The organism is Rhizobium sp. NFR07 (assembly GCF_900111905.1).
Lineage (GTDB): Bacteria > Pseudomonadota > Alphaproteobacteria > Rhizobiales > Rhizobiaceae > Neorhizobium.
Genome location: NZ_FOKM01000017.1, coordinates 72126 through 87314, shown reverse-complemented (window position 1 = coordinate 87314; position 15189 = coordinate 72126). Strand labels below are relative to the sequence as shown.

12 protein-coding genes are annotated in these 15189 nt (G+C 54.8%); 5 read left to right on the top strand and 7 right to left on the bottom strand.

Annotated elements, in window-relative coordinates; translation table 11 throughout:
• Window positions 1-45 precede the first annotated feature (45 nt).
• Window positions 46-1245: a right-handed parallel beta-helix repeat-containing protein gene (locus BM216_RS33700; protein WP_143102875.1), complete on the bottom strand. Its 1200-nt coding sequence runs from the start codon at window positions 1243-1245 to the stop codon at window positions 46-48.
• Between the two features lie 833 nt (window positions 1246-2078).
• On the opposite strand from BM216_RS33700, the gene gmd reads away from it, so the two are divergent.
• Together gmd and BM216_RS27630 are read left to right on the top strand one after the other, a co-directional pair.
• The gene (gene gmd, locus BM216_RS27635; RefSeq protein WP_244530355.1) at window positions 2079-3218 is read left to right on the top strand and encodes a GDP-mannose 4,6-dehydratase; all 1140 of its coding nucleotides are present in this window, start codon (window positions 2079-2081) and stop codon (window positions 3216-3218) included.
• Window positions 3219-3220: 2 nt separating this feature from the next.
• Window positions 3221-4168, top strand: coding sequence for a GDP-L-fucose synthase (locus BM216_RS27630; RefSeq protein ID WP_093002674.1), 948 nt, complete (start codon window positions 3221-3223; stop codon window positions 4166-4168).
• A 2235-nt stretch (window positions 4169-6403) separates the two neighbouring features.
• Here BM216_RS27630 and BM216_RS34235 read toward each other — a convergent pair.
• The 3 genes from BM216_RS34235 to BM216_RS27605 all read right to left on the bottom strand — a co-directional run bounded on the left by BM216_RS34235 (window position 6404) and on the right by BM216_RS27605 (window position 9367).
• Window positions 6404-6553, bottom strand: coding sequence for a hypothetical protein (locus tag BM216_RS34235; RefSeq protein WP_177230942.1), 150 nt, complete (start codon window positions 6551-6553; stop codon window positions 6404-6406).
• Window positions 6554-7455: 902 nt separating this feature from the next.
• On the bottom strand, window positions 7456-7860 hold the full coding sequence (locus BM216_RS27615) for a hypothetical protein (RefSeq protein WP_093002668.1): 405 nt from the start codon (window positions 7858-7860) through the stop codon (window positions 7456-7458).
• 1312 nt (window positions 7861-9172) lie between these two features.
• The gene (locus BM216_RS27605) at window positions 9173-9367 is read right to left on the bottom strand and encodes a hypothetical protein (protein WP_093002665.1); all 195 of its coding nucleotides are present in this window, start codon (window positions 9365-9367) and stop codon (window positions 9173-9175) included.
• A 277-nt stretch (window positions 9368-9644) separates the two neighbouring features.
• On the opposite strand from BM216_RS27605, the gene BM216_RS27600 reads away from it, so the two are divergent.
• The 3 genes from BM216_RS27600 (at window position 9645) to BM216_RS27585 (ending at window position 12176) form a co-directional block, all read left to right on the top strand.
• Window positions 9645-10034, top strand: coding sequence for a PAS domain-containing protein (locus BM216_RS27600; protein ID WP_177230941.1), 390 nt, complete (start codon window positions 9645-9647; stop codon window positions 10032-10034).
• 781 nt (window positions 10035-10815) lie between these two features.
• On the top strand, window positions 10816-10938 hold the full coding sequence (locus BM216_RS35115; protein WP_280141712.1) for a hypothetical protein: 123 nt from the start codon (window positions 10816-10818) through the stop codon (window positions 10936-10938).
• Window positions 10939-11978: 1040 nt separating this feature from the next.
• Entirely contained in the window at window positions 11979-12176 is a 198-nt protein-coding gene (locus tag BM216_RS27585) for a hypothetical protein (RefSeq protein WP_093002657.1), read from the top strand.
• Window positions 12177-13108: 932 nt separating this feature from the next.
• Here the strand turns inward: BM216_RS27585 and BM216_RS27580 are convergent.
• The 3 genes from BM216_RS27580 to BM216_RS27570 all read right to left on the bottom strand — a co-directional run bounded on the left by BM216_RS27580 (window position 13109) and on the right by BM216_RS27570 (window position 14647).
• Window positions 13109-13390 carry a hypothetical protein gene (locus BM216_RS27580; RefSeq protein ID WP_093002655.1) on the bottom strand — a complete coding sequence of 94 codons (282 nt, stop codon included), beginning with the start codon at window positions 13388-13390 and terminating at the stop codon, window positions 13109-13111.
• Between the two features lie 503 nt (window positions 13391-13893).
• Window positions 13894-14205, bottom strand: a complete 312-nt coding sequence (locus tag BM216_RS27575; RefSeq protein ID WP_093002653.1) for a hypothetical protein — start codon at window positions 14203-14205, stop codon at window positions 13894-13896.
• 226 nt (window positions 14206-14431) lie between these two features.
• Window positions 14432-14647: a hypothetical protein gene (locus tag BM216_RS27570; protein WP_093002651.1), complete on the bottom strand. Its 216-nt coding sequence runs from the start codon at window positions 14645-14647 to the stop codon at window positions 14432-14434.
• Between the last annotated feature and the right edge of the window lie 542 nt (window positions 14648-15189).

The following is a 15189-nucleotide window of genomic DNA, read 5'->3' as shown; positions in this document are numbered from 1 at the left end:
CTCTTTTCGTACTGTGCAATGCTGGAAAAGCTTCTCTAAAACGAGCTAGCGCGAGTTGCCTGTTATGGTATTGCTCGGATCGCTGTTGCGGAAGGGCTCACCGCGGCTGCCCGATGCTCTGTTGCCTACAACGACGTTGTTTTGAGCCATGTCCATTGGCGTGAGGCTGCTGCCGAAAGGGTGCTCGGGATCCTGGAAACAGTAGGAACGATTGCCGTTTCTGGAATTGAGCCAGACCGCGGGATCGCTGCTGCCGCCCAAAGAAAACGTGTTGTTTTCGATTTTATTGAATTGCGGCGCCTGGTGCCGGATCGTGCCGCCTTCCCCGCAATTGCGATAGGCAAAGATGCCGCCATTACCGGCGTCGTCAAAGCGGTTGCCGCTGATTGTGTTATACGCAGAGCCGTCGATCGCGATAACCTCGCGGCTTTTTGTGCGGGCGCGGAAAATGTTGTTGGTGATTTTTGCGCCGGCAGATTCGGCGTCGAGATAAACGACGACGCTCGTGGAAGAGCCGGCGATAGTTGAGTTAGTCAATGTAACATTGGTGACGCCGGGACTAACGTAAAATGGCACGCCGCCGCTACCGAAAATCTCAACCCGATCGAATATGACGTTACTCGGGGCTGCGGCCTGAGCATCTGCCGTGTGGTTGACACTCATCGATGATCGCTTGACAGGGTCGGCCTCGCCATTTCGTCCCATGCCATAGATGCGAACGCTGCCGGCGATTTTACAATTCCGCACGGCGATGCCTTCCGGCCTTTCGTAGAATGAACCGTTGCTCTTCGATCGTACCACCACCGCTTCCTTGTCTCCCTTTACAGCTGTCCCTTTCAATCGCCCGCCATTGCAGTCGAGGCTGGCTCCATTTGCCGCGCTGCCTTCAAAGACGATCTGCCGCGTCACAGTGGAGTTGGCCGGTAGCTGCGCGCTGCAGGTAAGTTTGACTGGAGACACGTCCTGCGCAGTCGGGTCGATGAGCTGCTTAACGATACTACCAGGGCATGCTGGCGCCGGAACTCCAGCGGAAGCCTTCGGCGGTGCAATCGCGACAGGCTGAGTCGGGGATGAAGGATTTGGGTTCGCTTGCGGGGCGCCGGTTCCAATTTTGCCCTCAAGCATGCCAGACGGGGTGATGCCGGCCTGAAGACTCGACCGCAGCGGCTCTAAGTCGCCTTGGCAGGCGGCAAGGGCAGTCGCCACGCTCATGATCGCGACAGCGTCGAACAACCGAATCTGCATCAATTCCCCCTCGTGGTCCGCCGCTGACAGCAATCGGCCGCTAACCATCCATGTTTCAGATGGAATTGGAAGCCTCATTTGTCGGATTGGTGTTCAGTGCTGAGCCCCGCCTGTTATCCCTGGCAGAATTTCGAACGATTACCCTCGCTGACTGAAACTAGGATTGAGCAGGCCGCCGATCCTGGTTCGCTACATCGCATCCCTTCTCTCGAGGCATCGCGTCTATGCGATACGAGGGGAGGGTCTCTCGTTTCGAAAGGTGGAGACAGCCTACCCGCGTGCCAGGCGATACTTGCAGCTATCCATGAAATTACGACGAGTAGCGCGGTTAGGCAACCAGCGCCGTTTCGCAGTTCCCACACAATGAGTTTGTCCGCGTATCCATGGGTCTCGGTTTTCTCAGCTTCCAACCTCCGTGACTGTTCCGAAAGGGGAGGCAGTGCGTACTCCATATGGGCAATATTGCAGCATTGATGGTGGCTATTCACCCGTTGGGTCGAACCTTGAGGCACATTGAGAGTCGTGTTCCGTCGAAGGGATGAGGGGGAACGACATTGTATCGAGCTGAGCCAAGTTGACGCAAAACCTATCGTGCGGCTACTCTTCGCTCATCGACATGAGAAGTAGTCCCCGCCTCGACAAGGGACGTTCAGCCATTCCACCGGACGCGATTACTCAGACGATATCTGGAGACGTGCTCGCACGCTCCTCAGAGATGTTCAGGCGTGCATAATAATTCGTTCTTCGGCACGTGACGAAGGTTCCAGACTTCGAATTCGAAGTGTGGTGCCGCGTGCGCATCTTCTCAAGTCCCGTCAACGTAGGAGCCGATGATGGATATGCGCTCAAGTCGGGAGAAAGTTGCTCTGATAACCGGCATCAGCGGCCAGGATGGGTCCTACCTGGCAGAATTGTTGTTGCAGAAGGGCTATGTGGTTCATGGTCTCAAACGGCGTGCCTCGTCTTTTAATACCCAACGGATCGATCACCTTTACGAGGATCCGCATATCGACCACGCTCGCCTGAAACTTCACTACGGCGACATGACGGACTCGTCCAATTTGACGAGGCTTATCCGCGATATCGAGCCTGACGAAGTCTATAATCTCGCCGCTCAAAGCCACGTGGCTGTAAGCTTCGAATCTCCCGAATATACCGCGGATGTCGACGGGCTCGGAACGCTGCGCCTGCTCGAAGCAATCCGTTTTCTGCGCCTGAGCAAGAGGACACGCTTCTATCAGGCATCAACGTCTGAACTCTATGGACTTGTCCAGGAAGTCCCGCAGCGCGAGGCAACCCCGTTTTATCCACGAAGCCCGTACGCTGTCGCGAAACTCTACGCCTACTGGATTACCGTCAACTACCGCGAAGCCTACGGCATGTATGCCTGCAACGGGATTTTATTCAACCACGAGTCGCCGCGGCGGGGTGAAACGTTCGTGACGCGTAAGATCACCCGTGGCCTCGCCAACATCGCCCTTGGAATCGACCGCTGCCTCTACATGGGCAATGTGGGCGCAATGCGCGACTGGGGCCACGCCAAAGATTACGTGCACATGCAGTGGTTGATGCTGCAACAGGATGAACCAGACGATTTTGTCATAGCCACAGGCGTCCAATATTCTGTGCGCGACTTCATCCAATGGGCCGGTTCGGAACTTGGCCTGACGATAGAATTCAGGGGGAGCGGCCTTGCCGAAATAGGGATCGTGGCGGCAATCAGCGGCGACATGGCTCCGGCCGTTAAGGTGGGTGATACCGTCCTTCGCATCGATCCACGCTATTTCAGGCCATCAGAGGTCGAGAACCTGCTTGGTGACGCGACCAAGGCGAAAGAGCGGCTTGGATGGGCTCCGGAAATCTCCGCTCAAGACACGTGCCGCGAAATGGTCGCCTCAGATTATAAGGCAGCCCGTCGCTACGCCCTTCTGAAAACCCACGGCCTCGATCTTCCTGTCAGTCTAGAGACCTAGTGATGACCTATTCGCTCGCCGGTAAGAAAATTTGGGTCGCCGGTCACAAGGGAATGGTGGGTAGCGCACTCGTGCGCCGGCTCGCCACCGAACACTGCGAGATCCTCACCGCCACACGGCAAGAGGTGGACCTCAACCGTCAAAGTGAAGTTGATGCCTTCCTTGCGCGGGCACGTCCCCACGCGGTCGTCATTGCCGCGGCAAAGGTTGGTGGCATCCTCGCCAACGCCTCTTTCCCCGCAGACTTTCTTTACGACAACCTGATGATTGCGACCAACATTATTCAGGCCGCCCACGAGGCCCAGGTCGAGAAACTTCTGTTCCTTGGGTCATCCTGTATATATCCGAAGCTTGCCTCACAACCGATCGCAGAAAATGCTTTGCTTACCGGACCGCTCGAGCCCACGAACGAGTGGTATGCAATAGCCAAGATCGCTGCAATGAAACTCGCTCAAGCCTATCGCAAACAATATGGCGACGACTTCATCTCTGCCATGCCGACCAATCTCTATGGCCCGGGCGACAATTTCGATCTCGCCTCAAGCCACGTCTTGCCGGCGCTGATCAGAAAGGCACACGAAGCCAAAAGGCGAGGGGACGGGGAGATCACAATCTGGGGGACAGGAAGCCCGCGCCGGGAATTCATGCATTGCGACGATTGCGCAGATGCGCTTGTGTTTCTGCTCAAGCACTATTCGGACGATGAACATGTCAATGTCGGGTCCGGTGCCGATGTTAGCGTTTTGGAGCTTACCCAACTTGTATGCGACATCGTTGGTTTTCGCGGTAAGATCGTCCACGACCTGAGCAAACCGGACGGAACTCCTCGCAAACTCATGAGTGACGACAAACTGCGGCAGCGCGGCTGGGCGCCTTCTATTCGTTTGGAGGTAGGAATTGCCCAGACTTACAGCTGGTTTCTTGAGGGTGATTTCGTCAGCAGGGCCTGAGTATCAGCGAAAAACGCGGAAGATCATGTCTGGCTAGATTGCGCTGTGATCGCTCTCTCCGCTCGGGGGGCGAAAAACCGCAACTTAAAGTCCGTTTACCGACGGTGTTTTACCTAACTAGATTTTTGGGAACGGAACTACGTTGTTACCGTGAATGAAAGCTGTAGCGCCCTCTGTGCTAATCGTTTTTACCGCGAGGTCCCGAGCGTCCGTATCAGATACAAACTGGTCGTCCCAAACATGGCTGGTGTTGTGATGATCAACAACCTCGAGTGTCCACAGGTCCTCAGTTTCCATCCGGAAGATCTCTATCTGGAATGGATAGCCGTCAACGACAATCTTTCCACTTTTGGCGGACGTGATGAGGTTGGGTTCTTGTTCGTTAAACATGCACTATGCCCAGATTTAGCTAAGATCATATCTCAGCAGATTTGAAGCTGTCAGGCAACGGGCAGCTTGGCGCTTGCCCAATAGCTACAACGGCCAAATCAGCGGCACGTCGCGATCGTCCGATTGTTCTAGAAAGGTGCTGGACAGCGGGGGAGGCAATACTTGAACCTCTGCCGCGTGAAGCTTTCGGTAGCTCGGAAAATCGCGCAGAGGGTAACGCAATGTAGCTACAACATACAGCTTCCGCTAGCCTTGTCTGTCAAACGCAGTGAGCGTCCAGTTGTTGCCTCTTCCGGTCATGCAAGTTTGGCCGTGAAAAACCGCAATGCCATCGTAAGAGTGTCGTGTGGTGCGAAACTCGCGACAGGTGCGACCAAACTCACTGCTTTCTTTGATCGCTTGCACGACCCCTGCGCTGCCTGTCTCCGTATTTGCCCAGGGTAGGTGGCTGCCACCCAAGGACGGAAGATCGACTGCACTTACGGCATTACCGACCGCTGTTTCGTCAGAATGTTGGGTTTTCGAGCTAGGCGCTGCGATCGAGCCGGTTGTTATGGAGCGGTCTACAAGCTCTGAGCGACTGATAAAGTCCATGCGGCCGACGCATCCCGACGACGACACCGTCAAACAGGTGATGTAGAACATAGTCCTTACCCTGGTCGTCACTGCGTGTCCTGCTTGCCAAATGCTTAAAGTTGGTCAAATCAGTGTCTAAATATCAGCAACAGGCATTAACAACTCGTCGACGATTCACCGTCTTTGTGCCTTTTTCTAAGGCGGTAAGCGGTTGGCAGGCGCCAGGAGCCATGAGCTCGTGAGGATCTAGAGCCTAAGTGAAATTCCCATCCAGAGCGTCAACGAGCCGGAAGAGACCGGTTTTCCAATGGGATCGGCAGCATCGACGTGTTGGACGTCGGCAGCGGAATCAACATCCTGCATTGCGGATCGGGGGCTAAGCACTACACTGGCGGAATTGGACCGGACAATCCTTCCATCTGATCGCCTGTCACTGATTCCGGTGTCGGTTCTGTTCACAATGTCAGCACGGACTTCGGCTGTGCTGAAGACGATCTAATTGATCTTCGTGGTTCGACGCGAAATAGGTGGAAGGCGGCAGCCAGTTGTCCGGCGCCATTTGGTTAAGAAGTTCATCGGCACGCTGGCGAACTTCGCTTCAGTGGCGGCGGTGCGGCGGGCCGATGATGGTCATCCCACCTTCCGGTTTCAAGGCGCACACGTCGGGCGCGATTAAATTTCAGCGACTTCCTCGTCCTATGACGCGGTGGTAAAGATACCAGAAAGAAGAGCCGGCGCACGCCAATGAACCGGCTCTTCGTCAGCAGGCATTGTCTAGGTGCCTGTAGAACATTTTTCGCTCTGATTAGTCAGCCTGCCATCCAAAAGACTGTACTACATGCTGCCCAGCCGACAAGCGTGCAGATGCTGATCATAGTGATGCAGCTAATAAGCACCGCGACGGCGTCGTAGTTGTTCTTCATTTGTGTCTACTTGGCGATCGTAGGTCAATGATGGCTGTAATAAAATCATTCAACGAGAATAGCAATGAGCCGGAAAATTATCCGCTGATAAAGTGTGCTCGCGCCGTTTCAGTCGCCGCGTCAGCCTGTTTAAATCCGCAGTCGGCGAATGCTTGGAAGGACAAGCCCTTGCCGCACCCCGCGTATGCGAGCGCTCGTCAGTTACCGGACAACCCAAGAGACAATTTGGAACACAGTCCACCCCAGCAAAAGACAGGCCCCAGCAACCACCGCCGTTTGAACGATTATTGTGACGTTTCGCCAATTTTTCATGTTCACTTCTTGTCGAAGCCTCTTAGAAATGAACTCACCACGGCATGGCAAACCAGGGTGCAAACTGAAAACCTGGAGTTAGGGCAAAAAAGCTGAAGGCGGCGAATAACCCCCCGCTAGTGAAGGCCAGCATCTTCAGCTTCCAGATCCGGCGTGTTCTGACACCTGTCCAGTCGTACTGCATGGCGTGGCCCTCATGATCTCGCATCAGTGCGGTGGTTAATTAGCACTCCTTAATGATCTTTGCGCCTTGCACGGAGCTGACCTGTCAACCTAGCGACCGTGGCCACAGGCCGCACGTGCCTGACGTCTGGCCATCTGCGCCTGTCACAGTCCTCACCGTCGAGATCGGTGGTCGTGCGACCGTAAAAGCGTTGGCGCAATCGCGCGCCGGGCCTACCGTGCTGTGCGGCAGCATGCCGAGCCGATCCAGCCCACCGCAACGCCATCATTTGCGAGCTTTGTCGTTTGGCGCGGTTGAAATGATTGGTCTTGTTGCCCTGCCATTCGAAGCCTCAACCGAAATGGTCCTGCGTCATCACTATTGGCCAGCGGGCGGTCATCCTGCGGCCCAGTAAGATCCGGGCCCTCGTCCGTTTACGTAAAGAAAGTTTAAGATATCTTTCAACGCGTTAGACGGAAGTCCTGCTGCAGCCTTCCTGGATCACTCGATCAACCCCGCCGGCGCTCTACCGTCGAGCCTCGATCGTCCATCGATTACGCGATATATAACTCGGCATGTCAGAAGAAGAATTCCATCGTCGCTTCGTGCAAGCAGTTGTCACGAAGTGCTTCCAGAGCGGAAAGTGCCATTCGGGCGAAACCCCGGTGAGTATGCCGAGGACGTGGCGGCAGGATATTGGTTAGAATATTCAAAACACGGTGGGACGCCTGAAGAATTCGCTGAGGAAGACGAGTTGTTCTGGGGGTAGCTGTCCCCGCGCCGTGAGATCAATGGCATCAAAGGCTGGTCGTGGGGTAGGCGACAGCCCCTGGCCTCGAAGAGGGCTGAACCCAACCACCAAGCATCGATGACGCGGTTCGTTCCAAGCTGCGTCGCCACGGGACGATTATTGCGATCCGGCGCTATTCCACTTCAAATGAGAAAGAGCATGGGCTTTTAGCAATCCAAGCAGCACGGTTCTGGAAAAAGGAGATTATGAAGACTTCACCCTGTTTGGCGGCAACAACTAGCTTCGCAGGAATCCTGTCGAACTCGGCCATGTAACCCAGCCGGGACGAACGCTGCATTTCCACGCCGCAGCCATCCTCTACGCTCTCCAGAGTGAAGGTGATCGAACGAGCGCTAGGCGGACTGAGGCTAAACTTGGTCGGCGCTCCACCGCTTGAAACGCCCGAAAAGGATTGCGACGCTCCTCCATCATCTAGCGAAATAATCGTTGGCGTCTCAGTCGCGGCACAAGGCGCCGCGAGTGCTAACATGGCAACGAGCGCTGACAGACGCATTTTGACCTCCTGAAAAATCAACATGCGCATATCGGGACAAAAATTGAAACACAAAACAACCGATCCCAACGTCCCATGCTTTGACGTCAACGACTTACGACCGACCGATATCCGTCAACCCAGCACAGCAATCTCTGGTCGCCATCGTCACGCAAATAGGGGTTGGAGAAGAGTCTGGATCCCTCGATGGCGGCTGTTCTGCCTTCCTCGAAGATCGCAAGACGCTGCTTCTGAGTCAAAGTAGATGCAGGTGTCGTCATAAGATTGCTCCGCAATAGCGCGAGAGCGCGATTATCTCCCAGCCGTCGATGTTCGACGGTATTGAAGAGGTAAGGCGGCGGCCCATTATTGCAATCGCTGGTGGACTGAGGAAGCTAAGCCCGCACATACCCCCGTGCGGGCTTAGCGACAAGTCGAGGCTCTCACGCTGCTCGACTTTCGGTTGCGACATTACGCTCAATCGCAGCAAGCGATATCTATCCTAAAGGCGTAGGCTGAGGCGATCCCACTGGCTCTTCCCACCGCCCTAAGATCTAATTTAGCGTCGGTCTTTCGTGTTTCTCAACAAGACCTCGTGCCCCGTGGCGGTGCGGACCCATCTTGACTGCGTATGCTTGACCACTTCCGCACGTTCCGCGGTGGATAGACCTTTGATCACCGCCGTCCGCGCGTCAGGATGATGCTCGAGGATGGTCGGCAGGAATGAGCGAACTTCGTTTAGCGGGTCAGCACCCCGTCAAATAAAGTGACCGAAGCGTAGTGCTATTTGCTCCGGAGCTTCCATGCCGACAAGTGGTAGGCTAGGGATCCGACAATCCTAACATCGGCATTTCCGATTTCTGATTTGAAGTTGCGGTCGACAGATAGGAGGACTTCAGCTTCCATGGTGGCGGCCTTGAGATTGATGCACCTGATGTAGCCGTTCCGACTTTCATCTGAAAAAGCTTAACCCCACACCCAGGCATCAATTGCAAACCGATTATTCAAGTTGGAGCCGCCCATCAGCTCGGAGCCTCTCTTCGGCGCCGAGCTGGTACCCTTCCATCCAGGCGTTAAAGCGCGTCCTGTCTTCGTCGCCAAAGTACGGGCACGTCAGGGCGCCGCGTAATTGCAGACCTGCTTGCCGTCCATTGCCTTCGATGGCGGCACGTTCTTGTGGGGCGAGTATCATTTCGGCCAAACTAGCTATGAGGAAAGGTGTTCCTTCACTCCTAAGCGTATAGCTGCCCGAGAATTTCGGTGCCGGTCACGCTGACGCCCTGATAGGGCAGCCGCCGGGGCCAAAGCATGAGGAGGGGCGCACACCGTCCTAAACTCAACTCGTATTTACCGACTATCAGTGGCTTTCGTCAGTACCATCCACGTCCCCCGTCTTCACCTGCTCACCTTGCATCTGATGTTTTGTTGCTCGAACCTTGCTAATATGCTGCGATAATGCCGATACAGGCGCCGGCTGCCCCTCCGATGGGCGTGCCATATCGAGCTCGGTTTTCCACCGCTTCAACCGGGCAACAATAGTTTCACGCATCATGGCGCCTTCCGATGTCAATCGTAAGTCAGGATAGTACACTACTTGCTGCGAGTTGGGTCTTTTCTCTGTCCGAGTAGGATTTGGATATTCCGGCGTGCGTATTGTGACATGTTATCAGTTGAATTGCGAGGTGGAACATTTTTCCGGTGCTGAGAGGCAGGACTACTTGCATCTCTCTTAGCTGTCCTACCTAAGATAGTACTCAGCGCCTCGCGTCCCGCGACAGGGAAGGTGGTGGTGGACGAGAACGAGGCGCCACTGGGAGGAACCTGTGATCTTGGTCGAACTAGAAAACCAACAACATGCGGAAGATCCAAGCGAACCGAATGAGGCTGGGATTTTCACCTGGGTCCTTGAAAGCAACCTTATTTTCGGAGACACACTGGTTGCCTCGCTATTTGGACTCGATCCTAGGCAAACGGCCCGCGGCCTACCTTTCGAAGCCTATGTTGCGCGCGTACATGAAGAAGATCGAGCTCAAACGAAGCATCTGATCAAACAAGCCATCGTTGACGGCCAGCCATATCATGCAGAGCACCGGTTGATGGACGCTTCAGGTGTTTATCGCTGGTCGGTCGCTATGGGACGTTGTTTCCAAAGCGAAAACTCTATGCCGTTATTTTTCTCTGGCATAATCTACCCGATCGATCTCTTAGGAAAAACATAGCCAAGGCGAAGGTTGATGGCTCAAGGCGTCACCCTAACATCAAATTGTGAGAGCCACTTGCAAGCAACCATAGGCTCGCCGTCTGGGGTGAGAAGACGAGCCTACAAGCCTGACAGGAACAGGCCCTGCCATCGTATACGAGTAGGAGCGAAGAATAGTTTCATGTCCGGCGACCAGCTAGATCACTCCGAGCCTGACGAGGTTCATAATGAGCATCATCGCAAGCCATAAGAACGCGCTAAAAAATATAAGTATCTGAGGTTTCGTCATAATCAGCCCCCTAAGCAAGGGCGTATAGTAGAGCGCCCGGGATAAGGCGGAGTTAGACTAAAGTACGAAATTGTAATGAATCGACGATAAGTCCCAAGGGAAATTAACACGGCGCCAAGCGCTATCGCTCCCGTTCCACCGTTGACTCTATGCCTGCGCGAACTGCTGGATCTGCAGGCCCGTCACCTTCATGTTCCGTGCGCTGTTTTTAGATAGTGCCTAGCCACTCCACCTTTGAAGGTGAGGCGTCCACGTAGAGGCTTGAGGTCCATGTCGAATTCGATAAGGCCTCTATCTCGAGCCTCAATCATCGTTTTCAAACCGACGCCGCGCGGAGGTTCCTTGAAAAATCTCTGGTTCAGGTGCCGCAGCAATAGCGCTAGCTGTGGGTTTACCAGAACACGAAAAGGCTCGAAATCTACCGGTTCCATTCTAGAGTGCCCGTCTTATAGGAAGCTTTCCTGAGCAAATGTGCGACTATCACACTGGCTCCCCGGATAAGAAGCGGCCGATGTCCAAGCAGCGCATGCAGGAAGTCGATCGGATTGTCAAAGCCGAAAGAGTGCTGAAGCTCGTCGGGGCTCATACGCTCATTTCGAAGGATGGCAAATACCGTCGCGTGGCCGGAGACTGATAACCTCGGCTCCTGGCCGTTGTCGCTTTCGTCGAATTGCGGGCCAAACTTCTTTAGTCTGGCGCAATCTGGTCGAGCATTTCGCGGATCATCTCTCGCCGACAATTGCGATCATTCGCGCGAGGTCGGCGCGGTCGAGGTTGGAGCTGGTCCTCGACATGATCAGCGGCGTTCTTCCCAGGCTGGCAACGTGCATGGATATGCTTGCGCGGAGATTGCCGGCCATAAACGTCGTAAAGCCCTCTTAACGCAAAGTTTTGGGTGCTCAGGGGCTACTTATTATCAGTAGGTGTAGGTGTTCCCGGAAGCGCATTTTCATCGGAAGGGCGGGCGGGTCCATCGTAGTGCGTGCCAGCTGGATCGGGAGGGTTCGACGGCGCTGTCGACGTAGTGTTCGAAACAATCAGTCCGAATCCCAACGCAAGCACCGCGACTGCCAACGCACCAAATATCGCGAACCTTGACCGCTTAGGATCTTGCTTGAGCATTCCTACTGCGAGCGCAATACCAAGTGCCGCAGCGCCGCCTGCAACTGCGAAGAGCCATACAGCATTCTCCATCTTTTCCTCACTTTGCGATAGCGCTGACGTGGGCAGTGCCTAGACGGTGTGTCTCAAACTCCCTGCCAGCGAACCCACCATGATGCACAAAGTTCCAAGAACGGCCAAGGCTCGTTGCGGCTCATTGCGTAGAGGTATCCAGGCGGCCCAACAGATAGCCGTTGACCCCGCCTGATCAGTCGCTCATCTGTATCGTCATGGAGATAGGGGTTGCTGAGGACGCTTCGTCCGCTGTCGTTGGGTTGCGACCTTCTTCGAAGATCGCATTTTGTAATTGGGCCGCTAGGCCAGACGATCTTGCAGATCCTCTCGAGGTCGCGAGATCGCCGTCAGCTCCAGGCGCCGGAGCCCGGGTATTATTTGAAAGGGTAGGGGCTTTCGAAGTCCGTTATTTATCGATCGCCGCCGCGTAGTTCGACACTAAGTTGCAGATTAGCTCCTCGTCCCAAGTCTGCTATACTGCTCCTTCAGGAGAGCGACATGAACGTAGCGGATTACCTGACAATCTATAGGCAAGGCGGACTGGAAAAATTGAACGCAGCGCTTGTCGGGCTGGACCAGGTTAAACTGGCCTACGTACTGAAGGAGCTCGAGGCCCACGGTTTTTCTGCGATCACGTTCAGCGACGATGACATCCTTACTGCTCGTCGCCGCGGGATACTCATCGACGGGCCATAGGCACCAGGCCGCGGATCTACGTCGATCGTGTCATGACTGAAGACGAGTTCACTCGCCGCTTCACCAAGCGACTATTCGCACTACGTTCCAAAAAAAATCTACCGTTCGGGTACGATCCCGGCAAATACGCCGCCGACGTAATGCGGGCCTACTGGCTTGGATGTCAAAAGTCGGGAGGAGCGCCGGAAAGATACGTTCGCGAGGACGCGGCCCACTTAAAATAAAAGCCCACCATCCTGACATCGTGTGGAAAAGGGCCCGCGACGCGTAACGTGAGCGAGCCCTCGCCAGCTTCTCATGTCTCACCCTGCGAAGTGGCTTAAGCATCGCAGCCCCTGGTTAATGAAGCGTAATCGAATTGGTAAATGAGCGCCCGGGGGGGCTTCTTTTCGCGCCCTGACCGCCAATAGCTTGTTTTCACGGTTCTTATGGGCAACAAGCCGCTCTCGTATCTCGGGGAGACTCATCCGAAGGTTCGACCAAACAAATCGAGCAGCGATCACGAGATTGTCAAAAAGCAGCCCGCACGAAGCGGGCCTCAATCTAGGGACATTGGTACAATGACAGTATCGCCACCAGCGCCGTTTGTTACGCCTTGGCAAGGAACGGAAACAGGCTCGGCGGCTACCCTTAAACTATGACACCGCTTAAAAGTTCCAGTTAGGCGGTAATACGGTTTCCACGCCGGCCATCCGCCAGACCTTTGACCCGTCCCTAGGCGATACAGGTCCAGAAATCACGCTGCGATGCTAGCATCGGTCGGCGTCCAGTTCCCAGAATTCAACTGCGTTCATCGTGATGGAGGAAGTAGCCAAGCTGCCTCGGGAGACAAAACGTCGGTTCGAGAGAACACGAAGGAAGACGAGCCTCCCCCGCACCTGTGGCCAATGAGTTCCGGGGCACTTTGGAGCAGCAACCGCATAGACATCACATTAGGTGCTTCTAATGCGCGAGGCCAAGCCGTCAATCACCGCCTCCAGAAACTCCGTACGTCGATCGTCTGCTGCTTCGAATGAAGCGGCTTCTAGGAAAACCGTTATCCTTTCCAGGAATTCGGCATGATCAAATTTGTCTGACGCGAGATTCGTATCGACCTCGTCCAGGTAGTGTAAGACCAGGGGCCCCAGCGCTAATCCAGCGTCCATTTGATATTTTTGGGCGATCTGCTCACCGAGCTTAGCCACCTCTAAATAGGGACCATGATTATCATCCACTTCGACACCCTCCGAGGTAGCATGGGCGAGATTATCGACTGATCGTCCGTCGGCGCTCGATGCGTTGTCGCCTGAAGCACAGGCCGGCATGTTATGATAGCTGCCAGACGAAGCCGAAGGTTGAGATAGCCCGGGGGATATTGCGTGGGAACGAGAAGGCCAAACCAGTGCTAGACCCGCGATATCCAAGCGCCGAATTCCGCAGCGACCGTTTCGGTTATTGCTTCATGATTCCCAGCCAAAGCACGAATTCGGGGCCCACCGCTCCATCGACTATCACGAACAGCGCTCTCACTTTTCCAATTTCGCCTTCATGGCGGTGCTAAACAAAGGAGACGCAAGTTAGTTCCAGCTGTCGGCGGTCATGTACAACTCTCTGAAATTTTTCACCCCTCTTGCGTGCCGATCACCTGCGGTCCGATCGCAGCCGGTCAGTTTCGTCATCGCGCCGCAATCGGACTATTGAGCGTTCCGAAGGTTAACAGCTGTGTTTGAACGCCGGGCTAGCGGAAATTGAAAGTAACACCGCTGTCTATTACAATATGCAGGTCACGTATCATCCCCGCAGCCTTTAGCAGTGCCTCACGAACTTCATCAGTCGAAACCGGTACTGCATCGACTTGTACAGCCAGTATCTTCAGGTCCGCGAGAAAATCGTGGCATCTGGCCGATTGCGGAATGCCAATCGATTCACGCATATCCCTTATCGTTGTCACAGCCCGTTCCAGAAGACGGCGCTGCTCATTGCAACCAATCTTTCCGACCTGGTTGGCGGCGCGCACTAACTCAGCGATAAAATCGTTAGTCGAACTCACGGATCTATTCCAGGCCGGGTATTTCGCTCTCTTGGAAAATTACCACCCGGACCACCATACCCGCAGATCCAGCGATCCGCATCGCGGCGCCAAGCCACAGCGCTGGCAAAGTGGTCGGTGATGAGCATTGCTTCGCGCATGGCTCTCTCCTCTGTATCCACCTACCGAGTATCGAACGCTGGCACCAGTTCGCCTTCGTCGTTCCTGACGGACGCAGGCAGCACAATCAACTCTCCCTTTGTCGCCATTTATCCCTCGCCTTAAAGGCCTCCAGTGTTCGGATCATTTTGTCAATGACCTGCTTCTCGTTTTCTGCCGATGGATCAATACGATAAGTATCGACACTCCCGCTCGTATCTCCAATTGCGGCATCTATCTGCCCTTGGTAGCGCGCAAGTTCTTTTATGAAGGCAGTTATCGGCTTATCCTCGTCGCGGTCCATCTTCTTTCCACTATGACCTGCTGACCGACCGTACGCTGCTAGGCCGTCGTAGCGTTGTCGGTCCAGGCAATCGTCAGCATTATCTCTCCATTGGGCTTTACATTTAAAGTTCAAGCAAGATTTTTTCCGTCCGACGCGCATTCTTCGCATCGCAACCTTATACTTCGCAATAGCCCGCTCGTTCCGGCCTGCATAAAGAACCTCTCGGTCGCAGTGCCACTACTGTCCGCTGAATGTAGACGTCGGATTTTTTGGAAACGCACTTGCATCCTGCGAAAGCCGAAGGCAAAGCGGGGGGGGCGGGAACCGCTGTCCTTCGACCATCCCCATGCCAAGCCTCCCGGCCGCGTGGTCGCACGGCAAGTATCTCGTATTGCTGAAATCCGCATGATCAAGGCTAACGTCTAGCAGGCGAGGAAACTTGTGCGACAATCAATGACATGGAGTACCATGACGAAAGCCGGTGCAGAGCGGTTTCGTAAGAATGGGCTCCGCGGCATCCGTTCCGGGCATGTTGTTGCAGATGCAATCGAGCAGTGACG